This is a genomic window from Ectopseudomonas toyotomiensis, assembly GCF_017167985.1.
Lineage (GTDB): Bacteria > Pseudomonadota > Gammaproteobacteria > Pseudomonadales > Pseudomonadaceae > Aquipseudomonas > Aquipseudomonas toyotomiensis.
Map to the genome: position 1 here is coordinate 1,512,125 of NZ_CP070505.1, position 24,142 is coordinate 1,536,266.

Here is a 24,142-nt window from a genome sequence, read left to right on the forward strand (position 1 = left end):
CTCAGCCGGCATTGACCGTGCGCCCATCGGCCCACTCTCGCAACGCCATCAACCGCTCGGCCATTACCACCGACAGCGGCGCGGTGCTCTGCAGTGCGCGCAGCAGCAACCCCTGATCGACCGCCTGCTGCTGCGCCTGACCAGCGTACAGCGCGCTGACCACTGCCTGCTCGATCTCGGCACCCGAGTAGCCCTCGCTGGCAGCAGCCAGCTGCGCGAGATCGAAGTTGCCTGGTTCCAGTTCACGGCGTTGCAGGTGGATACGGAAGATGTCGGCCCGCACCTCAGCACTGGGCAGGTCGACGAAGAACAGCTCGTCGAAGCGCCCCTTGCGCACCAGTTCCGGCGGCAGACGGTCGATGGCATTGGCCGTGGCCACCACGAACACCGGTGCCTTGCGCTCGGCCATCCAGGTCAGCAGGGTGCCGAGCACGCGCTGGCTCACGCCACCGTCGTGGTCGCCACTGGCCAACCCCTTCTCCACCTCGTCCATCCACAGCACGCAGGGCGCCATCTGTTCGGCCAGACGTAGCGCCTCACGCAGATTACGCTCGGTCTCGCCGAAGAACTTGTTGTACAGGCAGGCGAAATCCAGACGCAGCAGCGGCAAGCCCCAGAGTCCGGCCACGGCCTTGGCCGCCAGGCTCTTGCCCCCGCCCTGTACGCCGACCAGCATCACGCCTTTCGGCGCATCCAGGAGCTTGCCTTCGAGAAAGCCGGCCTGACGTTCGGCCAGCCAGCGCTTGAGGTTGACCAACCCGCCGACTTCTGCGAAGCGCGCAGTGTCGTATTCGAAGCTGAGCACACCCTCCAGATCCAGCAGCTGAAACTTGGTCTTGTTCAGCTCCGGGATGTCTTCCTGGGTGATCGCGCCATCATCGCAGATCACGTTGCGCGCCAGCGCCCGTGCCTCGGCATGACTGAGGCCGCGCAGGTTCTTCACCACCTGCTGCAAGGTACGGTTGTCGGTGCGCACGCGTGCGCCGCGATTGCCTTCGCTCCAACGCGTCGCCTCGTCACGCACGATGCTCAGCAGCTCGTCTTCCGACGGCAGCGCAAGACTGAAACGAGCCGCGAAACGCTGTACTTCGGCAGGCAGCTTGAGCGCATGCGACACCAGCACCAGCGTCGGCTTGTGCGCGGCCTCGCTCATGGCGATTTCCTTGAGCAGGCGCACCAGCCTGGGGTTGTCATCAAGGAAGGGATGCAGGTCGCACATCACGTAGAGGTTCGGCTGCGGATCGACCTTGATCATGCGCAGCGCCGCTTCGGGCTCCAGGGTCGGTGACTCGTCCATTGGTGCGCCGCCGAAACCCAGACGCTGCAGGCCCTCGGTCACCGACCAGGTGTGCAGACCGAGGCCGCGCTTGATCGCCAGGCCAGTCAGGGTCTCCAGCACGCGCAGCTCGTCCCAGGACTCGATCACCACCAGCTTGACCTTGGAGTCCAGCACCAGTCCAAGATCATGAATATCGTTCTTCAACACCGACTCCTTGTGAGATTTGGCCAGCCAGGCACGCAGGGTTACCATCCGCGGCTTCACAGAATCGAGAACTTACCGCATGGACCGCCTGAACACGCAGATCGTCGCCGGAGGCATCACGCCGTGCAAGTGCTGAAAGCGCGTTGCGTCACAGTATCCATGGCCATCGCAGCCGGCCTGCTGGTTAACCTGCCGGCCGTTGCTACCGAAACCATCAGCGACCCGTTGCCCGGCGGCGCTCAGGGCCCCGAAATGGTGGTGATTCCGGCTGGCGAGTTCCGCATGGGCGATGCCAGCGGTCGCGGCAATGACAACGAGCGGCCGCAACGATCGATTGCTTTCGATCAACCCTTCGCCATCGGCCGCTACGAAGTCACCTTCGCCGACTGGCAGAAGTACGCCGACGCCAACGGGCTGCCCATGCCTGACAACGAGGGCTGGGGCCTTTCGGCGCAGCGCCCGGTGATTCATGTGTCCTGGCGTGACGCTCACGCCTACACCCAGTGGTTGTCACGCGAGACGGGCGCACGCTATCGCCTACCGACCGAAGCCGAATGGGAGTATGCAGCACGCGGAGGCAGCCAGAGCTACTACTGGTGGGGCGAGCAACTCGACAGCAGCGAGCAGGCGCCACGCGCTCACTGCCGCGGCTGCGCCAGCTCGCGCCTGTTGCGCAACAAGACGGCAGCCGTCGGCCAGTTCCCGGCCAATGGCTTCGGCTTGCATGACACCGCGGGCAATGTCTGGGAGTGGACGGCGTCGAACTTCACCCAGCGCTTCGACGGCAGCGAAACGCAGAGCGCCGGCCTGCTCGACAGCAGCCCGCGCGTGGTGCGCGGCGGCGCCTGGAACAGTGGCCCGGTCTACCTGCGCAGCAGCATGCGTGATCTCAAGCAACCGCATCACCGCGACTATGCCCTGGGGTTTCGCGTGCTGCGCGAGCTACCCTGAGAGACTGCCCAAAGTCTGCTCCACGTCGACCCTGCTGCGTTAAAAACAGGCTCGGAGGCCGCTTGCGGCCAACGTCCTTCAGGGCGGCCCCGAAGGGGTGAGCGGAGCGAGTCATGCGAATGTACAAAAGTACAGTCGTCCGCGACTCCAACCGTTCCTCACCTGTTTTTGCGGGGCCGCCATCGGTATTGCACGATCCTAGCTCGCGAGACTTTAGAACAGCCTCTGAGCCACGGACGACCTGGCGACTTTGCAGTAGACTAGCGCTGTTGTTACCTCTGGAGGTGCCCCATGGCCAGCGAACGCCAGTATTCCCCCGTCGACCGCCTGCTGCTGCAAGCCGATGCCGCGCTGCGCACGCTGCTGCCATTCAGCGGCGCGTCGAGTCGCCCCTCGCCTGCCATCGTGCAGAACGAGACCGAGCTGAGCAGTGAGGAGTCGCGCCACGTCGCCGGCCTGATGCGCATCAATCACACCGGTGAAGTCTGCGCCCAGGCGCTCTATCAGGGCCAGGCGCTGACCGCCAAGCTGCCGCAAGTGCGTAGCGCCATGGAGCATGCGGCCGATGAGGAAATCGACCACCTGGCCTGGTGCGAGCAGCGCATTCGTGAGCTGGGCAGCCAACCCAGCGTGCTCAACCCGCTGTTCTACGGTCTGTCGTTCGGTGTTGGCGCCGTTGCCGGGCTTGTCAGTGATCGCGTCAGCCTCGGCTTCGTCGCCGCCACCGAAGACCAGGTGTGCAAACACCTGGACGAGCACCTGGAGCAACTGCCCGAGCATGACGCCAAGTCGCGCGCCATCCTCGAGCAGATGCGCATCGACGAACAGCAACATGCCAACAGTGCCCTGGCGGCGGGCGGTGTGCGCTTCCCGGCGCCGATCAAGTTCGGCATGACCTTGCTGTCGAAGGTGATGACCAAGAGCACCTACCGCGTCTGAAACGAACGAGGGCGCCATTGGCGCCCCCGTCATTTTCAGCGAACCTCAGCCCAGTTCGACGATTTCGTAATCGTGGCTGATATCGACGCCGGCACGACCCAGCATGATCGAGGCCGAGCAGTACTTCTCCGCCGACAACTCCACCGCCCTTTTCACCTGAGCCTCTTTCAGTCCACGGCCCTTGACCACGAAGTGCAGGTGAATCTTGGTGAACACCTTGGGCTCCTCGCCTGCGCGCTCGGCGTCGAGGAACACTTCGCAGCTTTCTACCGGCTGACGGCCCTTGCGCAGAATGCTGACCACATCGAAGTTGCTGCAGCCACCGAGGCCGATCAGCAACATCTCCATCGGTCGAACACCGAGATTACGACCACCGGCATCGGGCGGACCGTCCATCACCACGGCATGGCCACTACCGGACTCGCCGAGGAACAGAGCTTCACCGGCCCATTGCACACGCGCTTTCATCGATATTGGCTCCCAGAGTGGAAAAGTTCGGCAGATTAACACAGGCAGGCCGCGATCCGATGTGCGCCGAATGCGCGAAAGTTCCGCATAGTTACGTTACCCAGGTCGCAAAAAACTACCTAGTCATAGTATGTCTGTTAAGCTGGCGTCGGAATGCTGGCACACTTGGCCGGATAACAAATAAGAAATTGCCGTTGGACAAAGGCCTTCACTTTTCATATTCGGGACTCGGGCATGGTTGCTATTACCCTTACACCAAAAATCAAGAACCTCGACAAGCTTCTTGCGCATTGTCATCGTCGTCGTTACACAGCCAAAAGCACCATCATCTACGCAGGTGATCGCTGCGAAACCTTGTTCTTCATCGTCAAGGGCTCGGTCACCATCCTGATCGAGGATGACGATGGCCGTGAAATGATCATCGCCTATCTGAACTCTGGCGACTTTTTCGGCGAGATGGGCCTGTTCGAGAAGGATGGTTCAGAGAAGGAACGCAGCGCCTGGGTTCGCGCCAAGACCGAATGCGAAGTCGCGGAAATCAGCTACGCCAAGTTCCGCGAACTGACCCAGCAAGACCCCGAAATCCTCTTCGCCCTCGGCAGCCAGATGGCCGAGCGCCTGCGCAATACCACGCGCAAGGTCGGCGACCTGGCCTTCCTCGATGTCACTGGCCGTGTAGCGCGCACCCTGCTCGACCTGTGCAAGCAGCCGGACGCGATGACCCATCCGGATGGCATGCAGATCAAGATCACGCGTCAGGAAATCGGCCGCATCGTCGGCTGCTCCCGTGAGATGGTCGGCCGAGTGCTCAAGTCCCTGGAAGAGCAGGGCCTGGTACACGTCAAAGGGAAGACCATGGTGGTCTTCGGCACACGCTGAACAGCCCCAATAGAAAAAGCCGGCTTGATTGCCGGCTTTTTCATGCGCGTTATTCCGGGTCCGTGCCGATCACTGCAGGCCGGCCACGCTCGGGAAAGAACAGACGCTGCAATTCGCTACCCGGACTTTCCGCCCGCATGAAAGCTTCTCCGACCAGGAAGGCATAGACCTGGTTGATCTCCATCAGCTCGACATCAGCGCGATTGAGAATGCCACTTTCGGTCACCACCAGGCGATCACGCGGAATACGCGGCAGCAGATCGAGGGTGGTTTCCAGGCTGACATCGAAGGTGTGCAGATTGCGGTTGTTGATCCCCACCAGTGGTGTGTCCAACGTATTCAACGCCCGCTCCAGTTCGGCGCCGTCATGCACCTCGACCAGGACGTCGAGGCCGACGTCCTTGGCCACCGAGGCCAGCTCGGCCATGCGCACGTCATCCAGGCAGGACACGATCAGCAGCACGCAGTCGGCGCCCAGTGCGCGGGCTTCGACGATCTGGTACGGATCGACCATGAAGTCCTTGCGGATCACCGGCAACGCACAGGCCGCGCGGGCCTGTTGCAGGTACTGGTCGGCACCCTGGAAGAAATCGATATCGGTCAGCACCGACAGGCAGGTGGCGCCCCCCGCCTCGTAGCTGCGGGCGATATCCGCTGGCACGAAGTCAGCGCGCAGCACGCCCTTGCTCGGCGAGGCCTTCTTGATCTCGGCGATCACGGCCGGTTGCTTGCGCGCCGCCTGCTCGAGCAGCGCACGAGCGAAGCCACGCGGTGCGTCGGCACTGCGCGCAGCAGCCTCGACCTCGGCCAGGCTGACCTGAGCACGGCGCGCCGCGACTTCCTCGAACTTACGGGCGACGATCTTCTCCAGTACGGTTGGCACGCTCACCCTTCGTTCTCCTGTTTGAATACCGCGGTAAAGGACACCAGCTCTTCCAGCTTCTCGCGCGCCAGGCCGGTGTGCAGGGCGTCATGCGCCAGCTGCATGCCTTCGCGCAGGCTGCTGGCATGGTCAGCAGCATAGAGCGCCGCGCCAGCATTGAGCACGATCATATCAGCGGCTTTCTGACCGTTGTCGGTCTTGCGCCGGCCGAGGGCATCGTGGATCAGCGCCAGCGACTGCTCGGCGTTGTCGACGGTCAGGCCGATCAGGCTCTGACTCTTGATACCGAAATCCTCGGGCTGGATGCGGTACTCGCTGACCGTGCCATTCCTGAGTTCGGCAATGAAGGTCGGCGCAGCCAGGCTGATCTCGTCCAACCCATCCTGCGCGTGCACCACCAGTACGTGCTCGCTGCCCAGACGCTGCAGCACTTCGGCCATCGGCCGGCACAGCGCCTGGCTGAATACACCGATGACCTGATGCCTGGCGCCTGCCGGGTTGGTCATCGGGCCAAGCATGTTGAAGATGGTGCGCAGGCCCAGCTCGCGGCGCGGGCCGATGGCGTGCTTCATCGCCCCGTGATGAGACGGCGCGAACATGAAGCCGACGCCCACGCTCTCGACGCAGCGCGCGACCTGCTCGGGTTTGAGCCCCAGGTAGACGCCAGCGGCTTCCAGCAGATCGGCGCTGCCACTCTTGCCGGAGACTGCGCGGTTGCCGTGCTTGGCCACCTTGCCACCGGCCGCGGCGACGACGAAGGCCGCGGCGGTGGAGACGTTGAAGATGTTCATGCCATCGCCACCGGTGCCGCAGGTGTCGACCAGCCGCTCGGCGTCGATGACCACTGGTGCGGCCAGCTCGCGCATGACGCTGGCGGCACCGACGATCTCGTCGATGGTTTCGCTCTTCATGCGCATGCCCATGAGGAAAGCGCCGATCTGCGCGTCGGTGCACTGACCGGTCATGATCTCGCGCATCACCGCCTGCATTTCCTCGGTGGTCAGATCGAGCTGGGCGACGATGCGGCCCAGGGCTTCCTTGATATTCATGCGCGCACGCCTCCGGTCTGCTTGAGGAAGTTGGCGAACAGTTCGTGGCCCTGCTCGGTGAGGATGGATTCGGGGTGAAACTGCACGCCCTCGATGTTCAGGGTCTTGTGGCGCAGGCCCATGATCTCGTCGACCGAGCCGTCTTCATGCTGGGTCCAGGCGGTGATCTCCAGGCAATCCGGCAGGGTTTCGCGCTTGACCACCAGGGAATGATAGCGGGTCACGGTGAGCGGGTTGTTGAGGCCGGCGAACACGCCCTTGTCCTCATGGAACACCGGGCTGGTCTTGCCATGCATCACCTGGCGCGCGCGCACCACATCACCGCCGTAGGCCTGGCCGATGCTCTGGTGGCCAAGGCAGACACCCAGGATCGGCAGCTTGCCGGCGAAATGCAGGATGGACTCGATGGACACCCCCGCCTCGGTCGGCGTGCAGGGGCCGGGCGAAACGACGATGCGCTCGGGCTGCAGAGCCTCGATCTCAGCGATGGTCAGTTCATCGTTACGAATCACGTGCACGTCGGCACCCAGCTCACCCAGGTACTGCACGACGTTGTAGGTGAAGGAGTCGTAGTTGTCGATCATCAAAAGCATGGTACGGCTCCTCTTATTCCTGGGCCTGGACGGCAGTCTGTTCAGCGAGCGCGACGGCGCGGAACATCGCGCGGCGCTTGTTCAACGTTTCTTCCCACTCCAGCGCAGGCACCGAGTCGGCGACGATGCCGGCGCCGGCCTGTACGTGCAGCTCGCCGTCCTTGATCACCGCGGTGCGGATGGCGATGGCGGTGTCCATGTTGCCGTTCCAGGCGTAGTAACCGACTGCACCGCCATAGACGCCGCGCTTGACCGGCTCCAGCTCGTCGATGATTTCCATGGCGCGAATCTTCGGTGCACCGGACAGGGTGCCGGCCGGCAGGATGGCGCGCAGGGCGTCCATCGAGGTCAGGCCCTTTTTCAGCTCGCCGGTGACGTTGGAAACGATGTGCATGACGTTGGAATAGCGCTCGATGACCATCTTCTCGGTCAGTTTCACCGAACCGATTTCCGAGACGCGTCCGGTGTCGTTGCGGCCCAGGTCGATCAGCATCAGGTGCTCGGCGACTTCCTTGGCATCGGCCAGCAGGTCTTCTTCCAGCGCCAGGTCGGCCTCCTCGGTGGCACCGCGCGGACGGGTGCCGGCGATTGGCCGCACGGTGACCAGGTTGTCCTCGACGCGTACCAGCACCTCAGGCGACGAACCCACCACGTGGAAGTCGCCGAAGTTGAAGAAGTACATGTAAGGCGTCGGGTTGATGCAGCGCAGCGCGCGATAAAGGTCAATCGGTGCAGCCTTGAACGGGATCGACATGCGCTGGGAAATCACCACCTGCATGCAGTCGCCAGCCAGGATGTAATCCTTGATGGCGCTGACCGAGCGTTCGTAATCCTCGCGGCTGAAGCTGGAACGGAACGCCGGCTCGGCACCTGCCGGCTTGTTCAGGTCCACGCCCAGGCGCGGGGTGAACGGCTGACGCAGCTTGTGCAGGATGTCCTGCAATTGCTGCTGGCCACGCTCGAAGGCATCGCTTTCAGCCGGATCGGCCAGGACGATGGCGTGCATCTTGCCGGCCAGATTATCGAACACCACCACAGCATCGGAGACGTTGAGCAGGATGTCCGGCGTGCCCAGCGCGTCGGGATTCACTCCGGCAGCCAGCTTGGGTTCGACGTAACGCACGCTGTCATAGGCGAAGTAACCGACCAGGCCACCATTGAAACGCGGCAGCCCGGCGATGGTCGGCACCTTGTAGCGCGCCTTGAACTGCTCGACGAAGGCCAGCGGATCGGCGCACTCATGACGCTCGACCTCGACGCCGTCGGTGGTGACCACAACCTCATGACCCTGCACACGCAGCACGGTGCGCGCCGGCAGACCGATGATCGAGTAGCGGCCCCACTTTTCGCCGCCCTGCACGGACTCCAGCAGGTAGGAGTTGGGCGCATCGGCCAGTTTCAGGTAGATCGACAGCGGCGTGTCGAAGTCGGCGATGGTTTCGCAGGCAAGCGGAATGCGGTTGTAGCCTTCAGCGGCTAAACGCAGGAATTCTTCATGGGTCATGATCAGCCTCATGGCTCGGGGTAAACGGTCGGGTGCAAACGGGCCGCGCGGCGGCGGCAGGACGAGATCAGGCGCGCCAGCGCCAACGGGCCAGAGCCTTGATCACTTTCATCCAGAGTTTGCAGCTAACCACCACGGTGCGATCTCGACAGGCGGGGGAATAAGGAGAGCGGCCACGGTAGCGCAGCCGCTCAGGCTAAGCAACTATCAGAGCAACTCGGCCAGGCTATCGACCACCAGGCTTGGCCGCTCTTCAGCAATCGGCCGGCCGTGGTTGTAGCCGTAACTCACGGCGATGCAGGGCACCGCGGCAGCGCGCGCGGCCAGCACGTCGTTGTGCGAGTCGCCGACGAACAACGATTGCGCCGCCTCCACCCCAGCCAGACGCATCACCTGCAGCAGCGCCGCCGGGTCAGGCTTCTGCTGCGGCAGGGTGTCGCCACCGATGATCCAACGGAAGTAACCGCCGAGGCCGACCTGTTCCAGCAGCGGCGCGACGAAGCGCTCCGGCTTGTTGGTCACCACGGCGAGCTCGACAGCCGCTGTGCTAAGCGCTTCGAGCAGCTCGTGCACGCCCGGGTACAGCGCGGTCAGGTTGTGGCAGTCGGCGTAGATATCAAGAAAGCGCGCCAGTGCCTCTTCCGTCTCGACCTCGCCCACTGCAGCGTGATCCAGACCGCCGGCCAGGGCGCGGCGCACCAGCACCCGCGCGCCGTTGCCGACCCAGTCACGCACGTATTCAACGCCAGCCGCTGGGCGACCCAGCTCGACCAGCATACGGTCGACCGCTGCGGCCAGATCGGGCACCGAGTCGATCAGCGTGCCGTCCAGGTCGAACATCACCAGGCGCGGCAGCTCGCCGCCGCACAGCGCGCGCAGCGGTTTCATCCACGCACCTGGGCCAGTTCGGCGCGCATGGCGTCGATCACGGCCTTGTAGTCCGGCTGGTTGAAGATCGCCGAGCCGGCGACGAAGGTGTCAGCACCTGCTTCGGCGATCTCGCGGATGTTCTGCACGTTGACGCCACCGTCGATCTCCAGGCGAATCTCGCGTCCACTGGCATCGATCAGCGCACGGGCCTCACGCAGCTTGTCGAGGGTACCGGGGATGAACTTCTGCCCGCCGAAACCGGGGTTGACGCTCATCAAAAGGATCATGTCGACCTTGTCCATCACGTACTTGAGCACGTCCAGCGGGGTGGCCGGGTTGAACACCAGGCCGGCCTTGGCGCCACCAGCCTTGATCAGTTGCAGCGAACGGTCGATGTGCTCGGAGGCTTCAGGGTGGAAGGTGATGTAGGAAGCACCGGCCTCGATGAAATCACCGATTATGCGATCCACCGGCTTGACCATCAGATGCGCGTCGATCGGAGCGGTGATGCCGTACTTGCGCAGCGCTGCACAGACCATCGGGCCGATGGTCAGGTTGGGCACGTAGTGGTTGTCCATGACATCGAAGTGGACGATGTCCGCCCCGGCGGCGAGTACGTTGTCCACTTCCTCACCCAGACGGGCGAAGTCGGCGGAAAGGATCGACGGGGCGATGGCGAAGGGTTGCATGGCGCACCTCTAAGGGCTTTGGTCACGGTGGCGCGCATTGTAACGGCTGTGGCGCCCTTGATCGACAAGCGCAGGAGACAGTGGGAGGCGCTTCAGCGGCGAGTTTCTGGCTTTTGTGCCAAGCCGGTCGCGGCTAAAGCCCTCCCACAATAGCGACCTGATTCAGATACCGCCGAGGCAGAGGTACTTGATCTCCAGATACTCGTCCAACCCGTACTTGGAGCCTTCGCGGCCCAGGCCGGAGGCCTTGATGCCGCCGAACGGCGCCACTTCGTTGGAGATCAGCCCGGTGTTGATGCCGACCATCCCATACTCCAGCGCCTCGCCGACACGGAAGGTGCGGCCCAGATCGCGGGTATAGAAGTAGCCGGCCAGGCCGAACTCGGTGTCGTTGGCCTGGCGCACCACCTCGGCTTCGTCGCTGAAACGAAACAGTGGCGCCAGCGGACCAAAGGTCTCTTCGCGGGCCACACGCATATCCGCGGTGACGCCAGTGATGACCGTGGGCTCGAAGAAATGCCCGCCCAACGCGTGCGGCTTGCCGCCCTGCAGCACCTTGGCGCCCTTCTCCAGCGCATCGGCCAGATGAGCCTGCACCTTGGCCACGGCATTGCCGTCGATCAACGGGCCAATTACAACGCCTGCTTCATCACCCGAGCCAACCCGCAGTTTGGCCACGGCCGCGGCCAGCTTGTCGGCAAAGGCGTCGTAGACAGCGTCGTGCACATACAAGCGATTGGCGCAGACGCAGGTCTGCCCGGCGTTGCGGTACTTGGCCACCAGTGCGCCTTCGACCGCGGCATCGAGATCGGCATCCTCGAAGACGATGAACGGCGCATTGCCACCGAGTTCCAGCGAGAGCTTCTTCAGCGTCGGAGCACATTGCTCCATCAATTTGATGCCGACACCAGTGGAACCGGTGAACGACAACTTGCGCACGATGGGGTTGGCGCACAGCTCGGCACCGACTTCTCGGGAACGCTCGGCATCAGCCGGCAGTACGCTGAACAGCCCGGCCGGAATGCCCGCGCGCTCGGCCAGCACAGCCAGCGCCAGCGCACTGAACGGTGTCTGTGGCGCCGGTTTCAGCACCATGGCGCAGCCAGCGGCCAACGCTGGGCCGGCCTTGCGGGTGATCATCGCCGCCGGGAAGTTCCAGGGCGTGATGGCTGCGGTCACGCCAATGGGCTCCTTGGTCACGATCAAGCGCTTGTCCGGCTGATGGCCGGGAATGGTGTCGCCGTAGACGCGTTTGGCTTCCTCGGCGAACCATTCGATGAAGGATGCCGCGTAAAGCACCTCACCGCGCGCCTCGGTCAGCGGCTTACCCTGCTCGGCCGTCATGATCCGCGCCAGATCTTCCTGATTTGCCAGCATCAACTCGTACCATTTGCGCAGTCGCGCCGCCCGCTCCTTGGCCGTCAACGCACGCCAGGCGGGTTGGGCAGCCTGCGCCGCCTCGATGGCCTGACGGGTCTGCGCGCCACCGATGTTCGGCACGCTGCCCAGCGACTCGCCGTTGGCAGGGTTGAAGATTTCAGTCACATCGCCATTGCTGGCGTCGCACCATTGGCCATCGATATAGGCCTGATGGCGCAGCAGATCGGGATCGTTCAGTTGCATGATTTTCTCCTGCTGCCGAGGGAGGCGATCACCCCTCGGCTGAATTGGGGATTGCACAGGCCTCATTCGGCGGGCGGCAGATCCTTGGTGAAGGTCTGGTCGTTCTCGCCACGGAACATCCTTGCCCCATAGATCAGCGCGCACAGGCCAACGCCAATGGCGAAGGCCCAGCCGGCGCCCTTTATCGCCAGCACCGCGCCGATCACCCCGGCGATGCCCAGGTCGCGCTGGCTGCGCGCCTCCATGATGCCCAGACGCACACTGACGTAGCCCTGAATCAGCAGGGTCAGCGCCAGCGCCACACCGAGAATCGGCTGCAGCAGGGTGACCACCGGCAGCAGCAACAGGCCGGTGTTGGTTCCCCAACGGAAAGATCCGACCCCACCGTAGATGGACTTCATTGCCTGGGCGCCGCCCTTGAAGCGCTCGGTGATGACAACCTGCATGGCCGACCACTGCGGGCCACACATGGCCACGTCCGGCCCGAATAGGCTCATGAAGGCGTTGCGCCCGCCAAAGATCAGGTGCGAGCGGTTGGGGTTGAAGTCGACTTTCTCGTCACTGCGCACATGGTCGGCCTCGGACAGGATCGCCCTGGCCCCCAGCACGTCACCGAACACCACCAGATAGGCGGCGAACACGGTGGGAATGGCGGTGACGAACATCATCAGCGGCGGCATGCCAAGGCCGAATACGGTGTACTCGTTCCACAGGGTGACAAAGTCTGGTTTGCTGATGCCCCACTCGATGCTGGGCCAGGGCGCCTCACCGAAGATCGGCGCAACGATCACCGCCAGCAGAATGATCGGGAAGATGCCCAGCTTGGCGAAGTTCCACCAGAAGCGGTTGCGCTTCTTCAGCTGTTGGAAGTGAAGGGAGAACACCAAGTAGAAGGCGATACCGACGGCGATGGAAATGGTCCAGGGGAAACTATCGAAGCGACCGCCCTCCTTGAATACCGTCACCACCGCACTGAGGCCGGCGCCCATGATGATGCCGGCCTTGAGCGCAGAGGGCACCAGGGACACCACCTTGCGTGCCATGCCCGTCATGCCCAGGCCTATCGAGAACACCCCCAGCATCAACTGGAAGGCAATCAGCGCATGCACCCGCTCCGGGCCCTCCGGGAACTGGCTGCAGTAGGCCATCAGCAGTGGGATCGCCGGGGTGATCCAGCCCGGAACCACGGGGTCACCCAGCAGGTGGTGGGTCAGATACAGCAGACCGTTGAGCATGACCACCGCCAGCGCCACCTCGAAGGGCATGCCGAGAAATTCGGTCATCAGCGGAATCGCCGCCAGGTCCACCGCACACATGAGCAGGCCCTGCATGTAGTCGGAGATCTCGAAGCGGTAATGAATGAAAGGCAGACGCACCTTGAATGGCCCCACCGGCCAGTAGGGGGCTTCCACACCAAGGTCTTGTTGATGCAGTTCGGACATTTGAGTCACCCAGCTTTATTAGAGTTGTATTTCAGCCGGCCCCAGCAAACTGGGGCCTGTCATCTTCGTTGCGGTAATCAGTAGGCAGCGCGGTAGATCTGCTCTATGTCGCCTGCGCTCAGACGACGCGGATTGTTGCGCATCAGGCGGTCGATCTTGCTCGCCTCCTCGGCCATGGCCGGGATGGCGTCTTGCGGTACGCCAAAGCTGCGCATGCCCTTGGGAATATCGACGCTGGCGCACAGCTCGGCCATGGCCTCGACGGCCAGGTCGGCGGCGGCCTTGTCGCTCAGGCCATGCGTTTGCACGCCAAGAGCAGCGGCGATCTCGGCCATGCGCTCGACGCATGCCAGCTTGTTCCAGGCCATCACGTAGGGCAGCAGCAAGGCATTGCTGACACCGTGAGCGATATTGAAGCGCCCACCCAGGGGATAGGCCAGCGCATGCACGGCGCCCACGCCGGCATTGCCGAAGGCCATGCCGGCCATCAGGCTGGCGGTGGCCATGTCTTCGCGAGCGACCAGATCCGCCGGGTTGGCATAGGCCTTGGGCAACGCCCTGGCGATCAGCTTGATGGCCCCAATGGCCAGGGCGTCGGTGATCGGCGAGGCGTTCACCGACAGATAGGACTCCACCGCGTGTACCAACGCATCGACGCCACTAGCAGCGGTCACGCCGCGCGGGCAGGTCAGGGTCATCACCGGGCTGACCAGCGCCACATCAGGCAGCAGGTAATCGCTGACGATGCCCTTCTTCAGTTGCGCCTGCTTGTCGGAAAGGATCGACACGTTGGTCACTTCCGAACCGGTGCCGGCAGTGGTCGGAATGGCAATCAGCGGCGGGCCTTTGCGCTTGATCTGATCGACGCCGAACAGCTCTTCCAATGGACCGTCATGACCCACATAACCGGCCACGGCCTTGGCGATGTCGATGGCGCTGCCACCACCGACACCGATCAGGCCATCGTGGCCGCCGTCGCGGTAGACCTTGGCGCAGGCCTCGACGATGGCAATCTCCGGCTCCGGCTCGACACCGTCATAGATGCCATAGCGGCGCTCGCCGAGTTGCTTGAGGACATGTTCGACCGTACCAGACTTGATCAGGATGGCGTCGGTGACGATCAGCGGGTTGGTGATATTCAGTCGAGGCAGTTCGACCGCCAGTTGCTCCACGGCACCCTGGCCGGTCAGCAGCTTATTGGCGATCTTGAATGCAGCAATACTCATCAGCAGGCCCTTTATGCGTTGTTGTGCTGAACGGGTTCGGGGCTTGCCATAGCCATTCCTGTGCCAGCTCGCGGAAAGCGGCGCGCTAGAAGGCTTGAGTCGATTTGTCACAGCGCGCTGCGGGCTACGCTTGATCAAAAAATCAATCAAAAGAGCCTATCTCGATCCATTTTCCAATCAGCCCTGTTCCCAGCGCTTCATCTTCTGTACCAGCGTCGCCTGGCTGAGGCCGAGTACCTTGGCCGCTTCTCGGGTGGTCTTGTGCTGCATCAACGCACGACGGATGAGGCGCCGCTCGAGGTTTTCCACCTGCTTGCGCAATGGCAGCAGGTCGTCTTCGCCGGCGTCGCTACGGGCGATGCGCATCTCCTCCGGCAGCTCGAACAGCTCTATGCGCTCGCCACAGACGGTGACCACCAGACGCTCGACCAGATTGATCAGCTCGCGGATATTGCCGGGCCAGGCGTAGTCGGTCAGCGCATCTAGCGCTTCGAGTTCCCAGCTCAGCGCTCGTCCATAACGCTGGTTGAATTCGGCCAGGTAGAAGTCCAGCAGCGGCTGAATTTCCTCGGGGCGCTCGCGCAGCGCCGGGATGTGGATCGGCACGACATTGAGCCGGTAGTAGAGGTCGGCACGAAAACGCCCCTCGGCAACCATCGTGCGCAGGTCATGGTGGGTGGCGGTGATGATGCGCACGTCCACCTCCTTCAACTCCAGCCCACCGACCGGAATGAAGCGGCTCTCCTCGATCACCTTGAGCAGCTTGACCTGCAGCGGCAACGGCAGATCGCCGATCTCATCGAGAAAAACCGTGCCCTGGTGCGCCAACTCGAGCAGGCCACGTTTGCCCTTGCTACCGGCGCCGGTGAAGGCGCCGGGCACATAGCCGAACAACTCGGCCTCGATCAGGTTCTCCGGCAACGCGCCACAGTTCAGCGCGAGAAAAGGCTGCGCCGCGCGCGGGCTGCTCTTGTGGATGTACTGGGCGATCAGGGTCTTGCCGACGCCGGTTTCACCCTGCAGCAGCACTTTCACGTCGCTGGCCGCGACCTGCCGCGCCTGCATGAAGACGCGCCCCGAAGCGGGCTTGTCGGCGACCGGGGAGGCATCGAGCAGATCGTCACGCTGCCCGGCATGCAGCCTGGCGGTGCTGTTGCGCAGTTGCTTCAGTTGCTGCAGCTCGTCGCGCTCGTGCTTCATGCGCAGCAGTTCGGTCATGTCGCGCACGGTGCTGACTACGTAGCGAACGCGGCCATCGGCGGCGAAGATCGGCGTACCACTGACCAGCAGACGCTTGCCCTGGCTGACGCTCTGCATCAGCGACAGCGCCTTGCCTTCCTTGAGCACGCGCAGGGACACCGACTGCGAGATCACGCCCTGTTCTACCAGCGCCTGCATGTGCTGGCCGACGACGTCCTCGGCACGCAGCCCGGTCAGGCGCTCATAGGCACTGTTGACCTTGAGGGTGATGCCGTCGGCGTCGGTGATGTAGACGCCGTCATGCAACGCGTCGATCAGTTCGCGAAAACCGGGATCATCGAAGTCCATCTGGCCGCCTTGTTACGGAGGAGAAACTGCACATTCTACGCCCGGAAACGAGCAAGGCCCCGCCGGTTTCCCGGCGAGGCCCTGAGCATGCAGCTACGGCGATCTATTCCGGCGCCGAAGTTCGCAGCTTCTCGCTGCGACCACGCAGCCATTCCAGGGTCAGCAGCAACAGAATGGAGAAGCCGATCAGCAGGGTTGCCGCAGCAGCGATGGTTGGCGACAGGTTCTCGCGAATACCGCTGAACATCTGCCGCGGCAGGGTAGCCTGCTCGGGACCGGCGAGGAACAGGGTCACCACCACTTCATCGAAGGAGGTGGCGAAGGCGAACAGCGCGCCGGAGATCACACCCGGCGCGATCAGCGGCAGGGTCACCCGGCGAAACGCCGTCAGCGGAGAGGCGCCCAGGCTGGCGGCGGCGCGCACCAGGTTGTGGTTGAAGCCCTGCAGGGTGGCCGACACGGTGATGATCACGAACGGCACGCCGAGCACGGCATGCACCAGGATCAGTGACAGGTAGCTGTTGCCCATGCCCAGCGGCGCGAAGAACAGGTAGCTGGCGACGCCGATGATCACCACCGGCACGATCATCGGCGAGATCAGCAGGCTCATCACCAGCGCCTTGCCGCGAAACTCGCCTCGGGTCAGGCCGATGGCCGCCAAGGTGCCGAAGACCATGGCCAGCATGGTCGCAGCCGGGGCGATGATCAGGCTGTTCTTCAGCGAGCGCATCCAGTCAGCGGACATGAAGAAGTCCTCGTACCAGCGCAGCGAGAAGCCCTGCAACGGGTAGACCAGAAAGGTGCCGGAGTTGAACGACAGCGGCACGATGACCAGCACCGGCAGGATCAGAAACAGCAGGACCAGGCCGCAGAGAATGCGCAGGCCGTAGTACCAGAGGCGCTCGACGGGTGACATGTAGGGGCTGAGCATGAGTTTTACTCCAGTGAGCTTTCAAGCTCCCCTCTCCCATTTAAGGGAGAGGGGTTGGGGAGAGGGCGCTCTACCTGCGCCGTCCTCCCTGGTTCGGTTACCGAGAGGCAGTGGTGCCGACACAAGCACCCTCTCCCGCCCTTCGGGCACCCTCTCCCATGAATGGGAGAGGGTCATCGGATGGTCTGCTACGCAGACCGCTTTTAGCCAAGTCTCAGCTTGCTGGCGCCAACCAGCCAGCTGTACACCACGTAGAGCACCAGGGTCGCGGCCAGCAGCAGGCCGCCGAGGGCCGTTGCCATGCCCCAGTTGATGGTGGTGTTGGTGTAGAAGGCGACGAAGTAGCTGATCATCTGGTCGTTCGGGCTGCCCAGCAGCGCCGGGGTGATGTAGTAGCCAATCGACAGGATGAACACCAGCAGGCAACCGGCACCGACACCGGCCAGGGTCTGCGGGAAGTACACCCGCCAGAAACTGGCGAACGGGTGGCAGCCCAGCGATACCGCCGCACGCATGTAGCTGGGCGAGATGCCCTTCATCACGCTGTAGATCGGCAGGATCATGAACGGCAGCATGATGTGCACCATGGCCACGTACACACCACTGCGGTTGAACACCAGTTGCAGCGGCTGCTCGATGATGCCCAGCGAGATCAGCGCGCTGTTGATCAGCCCACCCGACTGCAGCAATACGATCCAGGCCGCCACCCGCACCAGGATCGAGGTCCAGAACGGTAGCAGCACCAGGATCATCAGCAGGTTGCCCTGCCGCGTGGGCAGGTTGGCCAACAGGTAAGCCAGTGGGTAGGCCAGCACCAGGCAGATGGCGGTGATCACCAGGCTCATCCAGAAGGTACGGGCGAAGATGTCCAGATAAATGGCCTGGTCCGGCGTGGCCTTGGCCAGTTCGCCAAGGTCGTCGATGCGGTGATCGAGCGCAGCCAGCAAATAGTATGGCGTCACCGACGAAGCATTGCGGCGGATCACCTGCCAGTAGGCGGGATCGCCCCAGCGCTCGTCCATGTCGAGGAAGGCTTCCTGGTAAGACACCGGCTCCTCGCGCAGCGGTAGCTTGCGTGCGGTGCTGCTGACCAGGCTGCGAAAGCCCGCCAGTTCCATGTTCAGGCGCTTGGACAGATCGCCCAGGCTCTGGTTGCGCCGCGCTTCGAGCATATCGCTGGCAATCGCCCGGTACGCCGCCTCATCCGGCAGGCCACGGCCATCCCAGGCAGCAATCGCCTCGACGGTACGCGGCAGGCTGCCGACCACCTCAGGGTTGTCGACGCTGCGCATCAGCAGCGCGCCGATGGGCAGCAGGAAGGTCAGCAGGAGAAACAGCAACAGCGGCAGGATCAGCGCCTTGGATTTCAGGCGATTGAAACGCTCGGCACGAGCCAGACGCTGCTTCAGGCTCGGCCCAGGCAAATCGTTGGCAGGCAGTACGGCGGCCATGGACAACTCCGCAAGCAAGAAAGGAATTCAGACGGCCCCGCCACGAGACGGGGCCGGATAGGCGACTTAGCGCGCGGCCCAAGCGTTGAAACGCTGCTCCAACTGCTCGCCGTAGTCAGCCCAGAAGGTCACGTCGATGGCCACCTGGTTGGCGATGTTTTCAGGGGTAGTCGGCATCAGGTTCAGACGCTCCGGCGCCAGCAGCTCGATGGCCTGCTTGTTGGCCGGGCCGTAGGCGATGTTCTCCGAGTAGGTCTTCTGCGCTTCAGGTTTGACCGAGAAGGCGATGAATTCCTTGGCCAGTTCGGCATTCTTGGCGCCACGCGGGATGGCCCAGGAGTCGAAGTCGTAGATACCGCCGTTCCACACCACCTGCAGGTTGCTCTCGCCCTGCACCGCCGCGATGCGGCCGTTGTAGGCCGAGCTCATCACCACGTCGCCGGAGGCGAGGTATTGCGGCGGCTGAGCGCCGGCTTCCCACCACTGGATGTTCGGTTTCAGCTCGTCGAGCTTCTTGAATGCGCGATCCTGACCTTCCTTGGTGGCGAGCACCTTGTACACATCCTTGACCGGCACGCCGTCGGCCATCAGGGCGAATTCCAGGGTGTACTTGGCACCCTTGCGCAGGCCGCGCTTGCCCGGGAATGTCTTCACGTCCCAGAAATCGGCCCAGCTGGTCGGCGCCGCGCTGAGTTTGTCGGCGTTGTAGGCGAGCACCGTGGACCAGACGAAGAAGCCCACGCCGCATGGCTGGATGGCGCCGTCGATGAAGTTGGCCTCATCGCCGAACTGGGCAGGATCGAGCTCCTCGAACAGACCTTCGTCGCAACCGCGGGCCAGCTCCGGCGACTCCACCTCGACCAGGTCCCAGCTCACGCTGCGGGTGTCGACCATGGCTTTGACCTTGGCCATTTCACCGTTGTATTCGCCGCCCAGCACCTTGTTGCCGGTTTCCTTCTCGAAGGGTTCGTAGAAGGCCTTGACCTGCGCCGCCTTGTTCGCGCCGCCGAAGGATACCGCTGTCAGGTCCACCGCCAGTGCCGGCATGGCGCAGCTAACGCCCAGGGCCAATGCCGCCAGCTTCAGGGATTTCGTCATTCTTATCAGCTCCTCTGTGTTACGGGGTAAAGGTGAAGCACTGCGCGAAAGGCTCACTCGACTTGGAGTGGATCCAGCGCGCGGACATGCTCGACAGACCAGCCGAGCGGAACCAGGTCACCAACCGTCAGCGCGGGATCGAGCTCGGCCACGGGTTGCTTGACGTAGAAATCGGACTTGCCGCAGACCTCCATGCGGATACGCACGTGGTCGCCCAGGTAGATGAACTCGGCGATACGCCCGGAGAATCGGTTCGGGCAGGCCTCGCTGTGGCCGTTGAGGCGGATGCGCTCGGGGCGGATCGACAGGCTCACCGCCTCACCGACCGCACCGACGTTGACCGCTGTGGCGCGCACTTCTTCACCCCGCGCCAGGCGTACCACGCACTGCTCGCCGTCGCGGCTGACCAGCTCGCCAGCCAGACGATTGTTCTCGCCAATGAACTGGGCGACGAAGGTGTTGTGCGGCGCTTCGTAGAGTTCGCGCGGCGGCGCGATCTGCTGGATCTCGCCCTGATGAAACACGGCTACACGGTCGGACATGGTCAGCGCCTCGCCCTGATCGTGGGTCACGTAGACCACGGTCACGCCCAGGCGCTGGTGCAGGTGCTTGATCTCCATCTGCATGTGTTCACGCAGTTGCTTGTCCAGCGCGCCGAGGGGTTCGTCCATCAGCACCAGTTGCGGCTCGAACACCAGCGCACGGGCCAGGGCCACACGCTGCTGCTGACCACCGGAAAGCTGGCCGGGGTAACGATTGCGGAAGCTGTCGAGCTGCACCATCGACAGCGCGCGCTTGACCCGCTCACTGATATCGGTGCGCGACATGCCGCGCACGCTCAGCGGGAAGGCCAGGTTCTCGGCCACGGTCATGTGCGGGAATAGCGCGTAGTTCTGGAACACCATGCCGATGTCGCGCTTGTGCGGCGGCAGTTTGTTCAGCGAGCGGCCATCGAGCAGGATCTCGCCAGCGGTCGGCGTCTCGAAGCCGGCCAGCATCATCAGGCTGGTGGTCTTGCCGGAACCGGACGGGCCGAGCAGGGTCAGGAACTCACCCTTGCGGATATCCAGGTTGAGGTCTTTGACGATCAGCGTTTCGCCGTCATAGCTCTTCTGTACGCCACGGAAACTCACCAGTACATCGTTTGCCATCACACCACACCCTTGTTCTTGTCTCAGGCCGATGACCCAAGATTAGGCCGGCGAGACAGGGTGAAAAATCGGGCAGGATGACAAGCTGATATCAGGCACGAGGAGAATCTTGTGTAGGGCTCGCCCTACAAAATCCGAGCGATCACGTCGGCTATCGAAGACGCCTCATGGGTAATCCATGGGTAGGGTGGACATCGCTTTTCATGTCCACCCATGCGGATGTCCCCATATGGCAACGGTGGATGAAAAGAGCGTCATCCACCCTACGCCGGCCATACAGCCGCGTGTGCAGGAACGGTTGCTCAGACCAGGCGGTGCTCCATGGCGTAGCGCACCAGATCGGCCATCGAATGCGCACCGAGCTTCTGCATCAGGCGCGCCTTGTGCGTACTCACGGTCTTGTTGCTGATCGCCAGGTGCAGGGCGATGTCGTTGACGCCCTCGCCGCGCACCAGGCGCTCGAATACCGAAAACTCGCGTTCGGAAAGCTGCGCGTGGGGCGGGCGCGAGTCGGTCAGGCCGACCTCGAAGACCATGCGGTCGGCCAGCGCCGGATCGATATAACGACCACCGCTGGCCACCTTGCGAATCGCAGTGATCAGCAGCGCCGGATCGCTGTCCTTGGTGGCGTAGCCGGCAGCGCCAGCCTTGAGCGCACGCGCCGCCATCTGCGCCTCGTCGTGCATCGACAGCACCAGAATCGCCGGGGCCTCGGTCAGCGCGCGGATACGCGGAATGGCCTCCAGACCGTTGACGCCGGGCATGGAGATATCCAGCAGTACCACGTCGCAGGGCGTGCGACGCAGCACCTCGATCAGTTGCTCGCCATTGCAGGCTTCGCCAGCCACCTCGAGATCACGTGCCATGCCGATCAGTTGCTTGATGCCTTCCCGCACGATGGTGTGGTCTTCGGCCACCAGTACCCGAATCACGCTGCGATCTCCTCTTCCAGATTGATGCGCGCGCACAGGGTAGTGCCCTCGCCCGGCTGACTGTCAATCTGCAACTGGCCACCGAGCATGAGCATGCGCTCCTGCATGCCGACCAGGCCGAAGGATTGCCCGGGCTTGCGCAGCGCCGGATCGAAGCCCTTGCCATCGTCGACCACCGACAGACACAGGCTGCCGCTCTCCTGCCACAGACGCACCTCGACGCTATGCGCGCCAGCGTGGCGCATGACGTTGGTCAGCGCCTCCTGAAGAATGCGGAACATGCCGATGGCCTGGGCATCCGGCAGATGCGGCAGGTGCTCCGGCACCTCGACCAGGCAAGGAATCTGCGTGCGCTCCTCGAAGCGCCGCACCTGCCACTCGATGGCCGAGGCAATGCCGGCATCGAGAATCGGCGGCCGCAGCGCCGTGGCCACATCACGCACCAGCTGGAACAACTGCGCGATCAGACGCTTCATGCTGGCCAGGCGCTCGTCCAGCTCAGGCATCTGCCCGGCGCAAACCAGCTCGCACATCGCCGTCTCCAGCTTGAGCACGGTCAGCACCTGGCCCAGCTCGTCATGCACTTCGCGGGCGATGCGCGCCTTCTCTTCCTCACGCACGCTTTCCAGGTGCGCCGACAGTTCGCGCAGACGCGCCCGCGAATCGGCCAGCGCCAGCTCGGCCAGCTTGTTCTCGGTGATATCCCAGAGGATGCCGTCCCACACCACTCGGCCATTGCCGAGCGGACGCGCGGTGGTACGAATGTCCGCCCACAGCACCTCCTGCTCGGCGGTGAGGATGCGCCCCAGCCAATACCAGTCGCTCTCGCCTTCCAGCGCCAGCGTCTGGCTGTTCAGATAGCTGCTCAGATCCTGCGGGTGCACCAGGCTGCGGATGCCACGGTCCTCACGCTGCAGCTCCTGCGCCGGCCAGCCGACCATTTCCTGACTGGCCTCGCTGATGTAGGCAAAATTGACCACCGCTCCCGGCCCGGCGCGCTCCAGGCGAAACACCAGGCCAGGCACGTTGCCAGCGATGCCCTTGAAGCGCGCCTCGCTCTCCTCCAACGCGGCACGCGCACGGCGGCGCTCGGTAACGTCACTGAGAAACACCACCAGGTACTCGGCCTGGCGGTAACGCAGAAAACTCAGCGATACGTCAGCCGGCATGCGGCTGCCATCGGCGCGCAGGCAGTCGACCTCGAAGCTGGGTGAACCCTCGTCCTGCTCGCGCACGCGTTTCCACAGGTTGAGCCAGCGGTCCATATGCAGGCCGGGCTCCAACTGACTCAATGGCTTGTCCACCAGCTCACCAGGGGCGTAGCCGAGCATGCGTTCGGCAGCGCGGTTGGCGTAGCGCAGATGACTGTCCCAGTTGACCCAGAGAATGCCCACCGTGCTGTGGTCGATGGAGAACTGACTCAGGCGCAATGCCTCGGCGGCCTGCTGGTGACGATCCAGCTCGCCACGTGCGCCCAGCAGCCCTCGCTCGAGCAAACGCGTCTGCTGTCGTTGCCGATAAAGCGCGGTTGCCCCCAGCATCAGCAGCAGGCCGAAAAATAGCGCGAGCGTCTTCCAGAAGCCGACGAAATCGGTGGACTGCGGATAGCGCAAAGGCATCCAGGTGTCGCGCAATTCCTCCAGCTCGCGAGCCGGCAGTGCCTTCAGGGTCTGATCGACGATGCCGGACAACAGCGCTTGATCGCGGCGCGTGGCCAGGCGCAGGAGCTGCGGCAAACCGATATCGCCAACGATGCTCAGGCTGGAGAAACGTGATTCGCGCAGCAGCAGGCTGAGGCTCGCCTCGTCCAGCACTGCATAGCTGACCTCCTGATTCAGCACCAGCAACAGCGCCGAACGCTCCGAAGACGTCGCCCGCAGACGCAGGTTGGTATGAGTACGCTCCAGGTATTCGGCAGCCTGGCTCGGCGAGCGCAGGGCGACCATCTGCTCCAGCGGCAACTGATCGAGATCCACCGCACCATTGCCGCTGCGCTCGCCGACCACCAGGTGTGGCACGCGCAGGTAAGGCATGGAGTAATGCCAGATGCGCAGGCCGGCCGGCGTCTGCTGCAGGCCTGGCGCCAGATCCACCTCGCCCGCACTGGCGGCACGTTCCAGGGCCTCCAGGTTCGGATACAGGCGCCAGTCAGGCGCGACGCCCATGCCTTCGAGCAGACGCTGCATCAGCTCGACATTGGCGCCTGTCAGCTGTCGGTTCTGGCCACGCAGAACCCAAGGTGCCTGCTGGATCAGGCCCACGCGCAGCACGGGATGCTCCTTCAGCCAGGCGCGCTGCTCGGCATCGAAAGCCGGGCGCAACGGCATGCGCGCGCTCTCCGCCCAGGCGGTGGAAACAGCCAGCATCAGCAGCATGGCGAGGGAACGAAGAAAGGAGTTCATGCACGGCGAATCCGGTGACGCGATCCCCTA

20 protein-coding genes and 1 pseudogene are annotated in these 24,142 nt (G+C 63.5%); 3 read left to right on the forward strand and 18 right to left on the reverse strand.

Features of this window, described 5'->3' with window-relative positions:
• Nucleotide 1: 1 nt before the first annotated feature.
• On the reverse strand, nucleotides 2-1,483 hold the full coding sequence (locus JWV26_RS07020; RefSeq protein ID WP_206419184.1) for an AAA family ATPase: 1,482 nt from the start codon (nucleotides 1,481-1,483) through the stop codon (nucleotides 2-4).
• A gap of 123 nt (nucleotides 1,484-1,606) precedes the next feature.
• On the opposite strand from JWV26_RS07020, the gene JWV26_RS07025 reads away from it, so the two are divergent.
• Together JWV26_RS07025 and coq7 are read left to right on the forward strand one after the other, a co-directional pair.
• Nucleotides 1,607-2,434, forward strand: a complete 828-nt coding sequence (locus tag JWV26_RS07025) for a formylglycine-generating enzyme family protein (RefSeq protein WP_206418696.1) — start codon at nucleotides 1,607-1,609, stop codon at nucleotides 2,432-2,434.
• A 291-nt stretch (nucleotides 2,435-2,725) separates the two neighbouring features.
• Entirely contained in the window at nucleotides 2,726-3,373 is a 648-nt protein-coding gene (gene coq7, locus JWV26_RS07030) for a 2-polyprenyl-3-methyl-6-methoxy-1,4-benzoquinone monooxygenase (protein ID WP_021488790.1), read from the forward strand.
• Nucleotides 3,374-3,418: 45 nt separating this feature from the next.
• Here coq7 and JWV26_RS07035 read toward each other — a convergent pair whose 3' ends face one another.
• Nucleotides 3,419-3,841 (reverse strand): OsmC family protein, encoded by a 423-nt coding sequence (locus JWV26_RS07035; protein WP_017675647.1) that lies wholly within the window; start codon nucleotides 3,839-3,841, stop codon nucleotides 3,419-3,421.
• 234 nt (nucleotides 3,842-4,075) lie between these two features.
• Between JWV26_RS07035 and crp the strand changes: the two genes are divergently transcribed.
• On the forward strand, nucleotides 4,076-4,720 hold the full coding sequence (crp, locus tag JWV26_RS07040) for a cAMP-activated global transcriptional regulator CRP (protein ID WP_017675648.1): 645 nt from the start codon (nucleotides 4,076-4,078) through the stop codon (nucleotides 4,718-4,720).
• Nucleotides 4,721-4,769: 49 nt separating this feature from the next.
• Here crp and trpC read toward each other — a convergent pair whose 3' ends face one another.
• The 16 genes and pseudogenes from trpC to JWV26_RS07120 all read right to left on the reverse strand — a co-directional run bounded on the left by trpC (nucleotide 4,770) and on the right by JWV26_RS07120 (nucleotide 24,112).
• A complete protein-coding gene (gene trpC / locus JWV26_RS07045) occupies nucleotides 4,770-5,609 on the reverse strand; it encodes an indole-3-glycerol phosphate synthase TrpC (RefSeq protein ID WP_072425051.1) in 840 nt (279 codons plus the stop codon).
• Nucleotides 5,606-6,652: an anthranilate phosphoribosyltransferase gene (trpD, locus tag JWV26_RS07050; protein WP_072425050.1), complete on the reverse strand. Its 1,047-nt coding sequence runs from the start codon at nucleotides 6,650-6,652 to the stop codon at nucleotides 5,606-5,608. The genes trpC and trpD overlap by 4 nt, the downstream gene beginning before the upstream one ends.
• Complete coding sequence (locus tag JWV26_RS07055; protein WP_021488787.1) at nucleotides 6,649-7,245, reverse strand: aminodeoxychorismate/anthranilate synthase component II; 597 nt, start codon at nucleotides 7,243-7,245, stop codon at nucleotides 6,649-6,651. The genes trpD and JWV26_RS07055 overlap by 4 nt, the downstream gene beginning before the upstream one ends.
• A gap of 13 nt (nucleotides 7,246-7,258) precedes the next feature.
• Entirely contained in the window at nucleotides 7,259-8,749 is a 1,491-nt protein-coding gene (gene trpE / locus JWV26_RS07060; RefSeq protein WP_072425049.1) for an anthranilate synthase component I, read from the reverse strand.
• Nucleotides 8,750-8,816: 67 nt separating this feature from the next.
• Nucleotides 8,817-9,637: pseudogene (locus JWV26_RS07065) on the reverse strand (phosphoglycolate phosphatase).
• Entirely contained in the window at nucleotides 9,634-10,308 is a 675-nt protein-coding gene (gene rpe, locus JWV26_RS07070) for a ribulose-phosphate 3-epimerase (protein ID WP_012019851.1), read from the reverse strand. The pseudogene JWV26_RS07065 and the gene rpe overlap by 4 nt, the downstream one beginning before the upstream one ends.
• A gap of 162 nt (nucleotides 10,309-10,470) precedes the next feature.
• On the reverse strand, nucleotides 10,471-11,931 hold the full coding sequence (gabD, locus tag JWV26_RS07075) for an NADP-dependent succinate-semialdehyde dehydrogenase (RefSeq protein ID WP_206418698.1): 1,461 nt from the start codon (nucleotides 11,929-11,931) through the stop codon (nucleotides 10,471-10,473).
• A 62-nt stretch (nucleotides 11,932-11,993) separates the two neighbouring features.
• Nucleotides 11,994-13,373, reverse strand: coding sequence for a hypothetical protein (locus JWV26_RS07080; RefSeq protein WP_206418699.1), 1,380 nt, complete (start codon nucleotides 13,371-13,373; stop codon nucleotides 11,994-11,996).
• A 77-nt stretch (nucleotides 13,374-13,450) separates the two neighbouring features.
• Nucleotides 13,451-14,599: an iron-containing alcohol dehydrogenase gene (locus JWV26_RS07085; protein ID WP_206418700.1), complete on the reverse strand. Its 1,149-nt coding sequence runs from the start codon at nucleotides 14,597-14,599 to the stop codon at nucleotides 13,451-13,453.
• Nucleotides 14,600-14,776: 177 nt separating this feature from the next.
• Nucleotides 14,777-16,147, reverse strand: a complete 1,371-nt coding sequence (locus JWV26_RS07090; RefSeq protein ID WP_206418701.1) for a sigma-54 interaction domain-containing protein — start codon at nucleotides 16,145-16,147, stop codon at nucleotides 14,777-14,779.
• 103 nt (nucleotides 16,148-16,250) lie between these two features.
• Nucleotides 16,251-17,078: an ABC transporter permease gene (locus tag JWV26_RS07095; RefSeq protein WP_196474679.1), complete on the reverse strand. Its 828-nt coding sequence runs from the start codon at nucleotides 17,076-17,078 to the stop codon at nucleotides 16,251-16,253.
• A gap of 203 nt (nucleotides 17,079-17,281) precedes the next feature.
• Nucleotides 17,282-18,529: an ABC transporter permease gene (locus JWV26_RS07100; RefSeq protein ID WP_206418702.1), complete on the reverse strand. Its 1,248-nt coding sequence runs from the start codon at nucleotides 18,527-18,529 to the stop codon at nucleotides 17,282-17,284.
• 66 nt (nucleotides 18,530-18,595) lie between these two features.
• Nucleotides 18,596-19,627, reverse strand: a complete 1,032-nt coding sequence (locus JWV26_RS07105) for an ABC transporter substrate-binding protein (protein WP_206418703.1) — start codon at nucleotides 19,625-19,627, stop codon at nucleotides 18,596-18,598.
• 53 nt (nucleotides 19,628-19,680) lie between these two features.
• Nucleotides 19,681-20,778, reverse strand: a complete 1,098-nt coding sequence (locus JWV26_RS07110) for an ABC transporter ATP-binding protein (RefSeq protein ID WP_079782668.1) — start codon at nucleotides 20,776-20,778, stop codon at nucleotides 19,681-19,683.
• 302 nt (nucleotides 20,779-21,080) lie between these two features.
• Complete coding sequence (locus JWV26_RS07115; RefSeq protein WP_072425039.1) at nucleotides 21,081-21,710, reverse strand: response regulator; 630 nt, start codon at nucleotides 21,708-21,710, stop codon at nucleotides 21,081-21,083.
• Nucleotides 21,707-24,112: a PAS domain-containing sensor histidine kinase gene (locus JWV26_RS07120; RefSeq protein WP_206418704.1), complete on the reverse strand. Its 2,406-nt coding sequence runs from the start codon at nucleotides 24,110-24,112 to the stop codon at nucleotides 21,707-21,709. The genes JWV26_RS07115 and JWV26_RS07120 overlap by 4 nt, the downstream gene beginning before the upstream one ends.
• Between the last annotated feature and the right edge of the window lie 30 nt (nucleotides 24,113-24,142).

Excerpts from the sequence above, each read along its gene's own strand:
- JWV26_RS07085 (WP_206418700.1), bottom strand. The coding sequence starts at position 14,599 with ATGAGTATTGCTGCATTCAAGATCGCCAATAAGCTGCTGACCGGCCAG.
- JWV26_RS07080 (WP_206418699.1), bottom strand. The coding sequence starts at position 13,373 with ATGTCCGAACTGCATCAACAAGACCTTGGTGTGGAAGCCCCCTACTGG.
- JWV26_RS07090 (WP_206418701.1), bottom strand. The coding sequence starts at position 16,147 with ATGGACTTCGATGATCCCGGTTTTCGCGAACTGATCGACGCGTTGCAT.
- coq7 (WP_021488790.1), top strand. The coding sequence starts at position 2,726 with ATGGCCAGCGAACGCCAGTATTCCCCCGTCGACCGCCTGCTGCTGCAA.
- trpD (WP_072425050.1), bottom strand. The coding sequence starts at position 6,652 with ATGAATATCAAGGAAGCCCTGGGCCGCATCGTCGCCCAGCTCGATCTG.
- trpE (WP_072425049.1), bottom strand. The coding sequence starts at position 8,749 with ATGACCCATGAAGAATTCCTGCGTTTAGCCGCTGAAGGCTACAACCGC.
- JWV26_RS07120 (WP_206418704.1), bottom strand. The coding sequence starts at position 24,112 with ATGAACTCCTTTCTTCGTTCCCTCGCCATGCTGCTGATGCTGGCTGTT.
- JWV26_RS07105 (WP_206418703.1), bottom strand. The coding sequence starts at position 19,627 with ATGACGAAATCCCTGAAGCTGGCGGCATTGGCCCTGGGCGTTAGCTGC.
- JWV26_RS07055 (WP_021488787.1), bottom strand. The coding sequence starts at position 7,245 with ATGCTTTTGATGATCGACAACTACGACTCCTTCACCTACAACGTCGTG.
- rpe (WP_012019851.1), bottom strand. The coding sequence starts at position 10,308 with ATGCAACCCTTCGCCATCGCCCCGTCGATCCTTTCCGCCGACTTCGCC.
- JWV26_RS07110 (WP_079782668.1), bottom strand. The coding sequence starts at position 20,778 with ATGGCAAACGATGTACTGGTGAGTTTCCGTGGCGTACAGAAGAGCTAT.
- crp (WP_017675648.1), top strand. The coding sequence starts at position 4,076 with ATGGTTGCTATTACCCTTACACCAAAAATCAAGAACCTCGACAAGCTT.
- gabD (WP_206418698.1), bottom strand. The coding sequence starts at position 11,931 with ATGCAACTGAACGATCCCGATCTGCTGCGCCATCAGGCCTATATCGAT.
- JWV26_RS07100 (WP_206418702.1), bottom strand. The coding sequence starts at position 18,529 with ATGGCCGCCGTACTGCCTGCCAACGATTTGCCTGGGCCGAGCCTGAAG.
- JWV26_RS07095 (WP_196474679.1), bottom strand. The coding sequence starts at position 17,078 with ATGCTCAGCCCCTACATGTCACCCGTCGAGCGCCTCTGGTACTACGGC.
- JWV26_RS07035 (WP_017675647.1), bottom strand. The coding sequence starts at position 3,841 with ATGAAAGCGCGTGTGCAATGGGCCGGTGAAGCTCTGTTCCTCGGCGAG.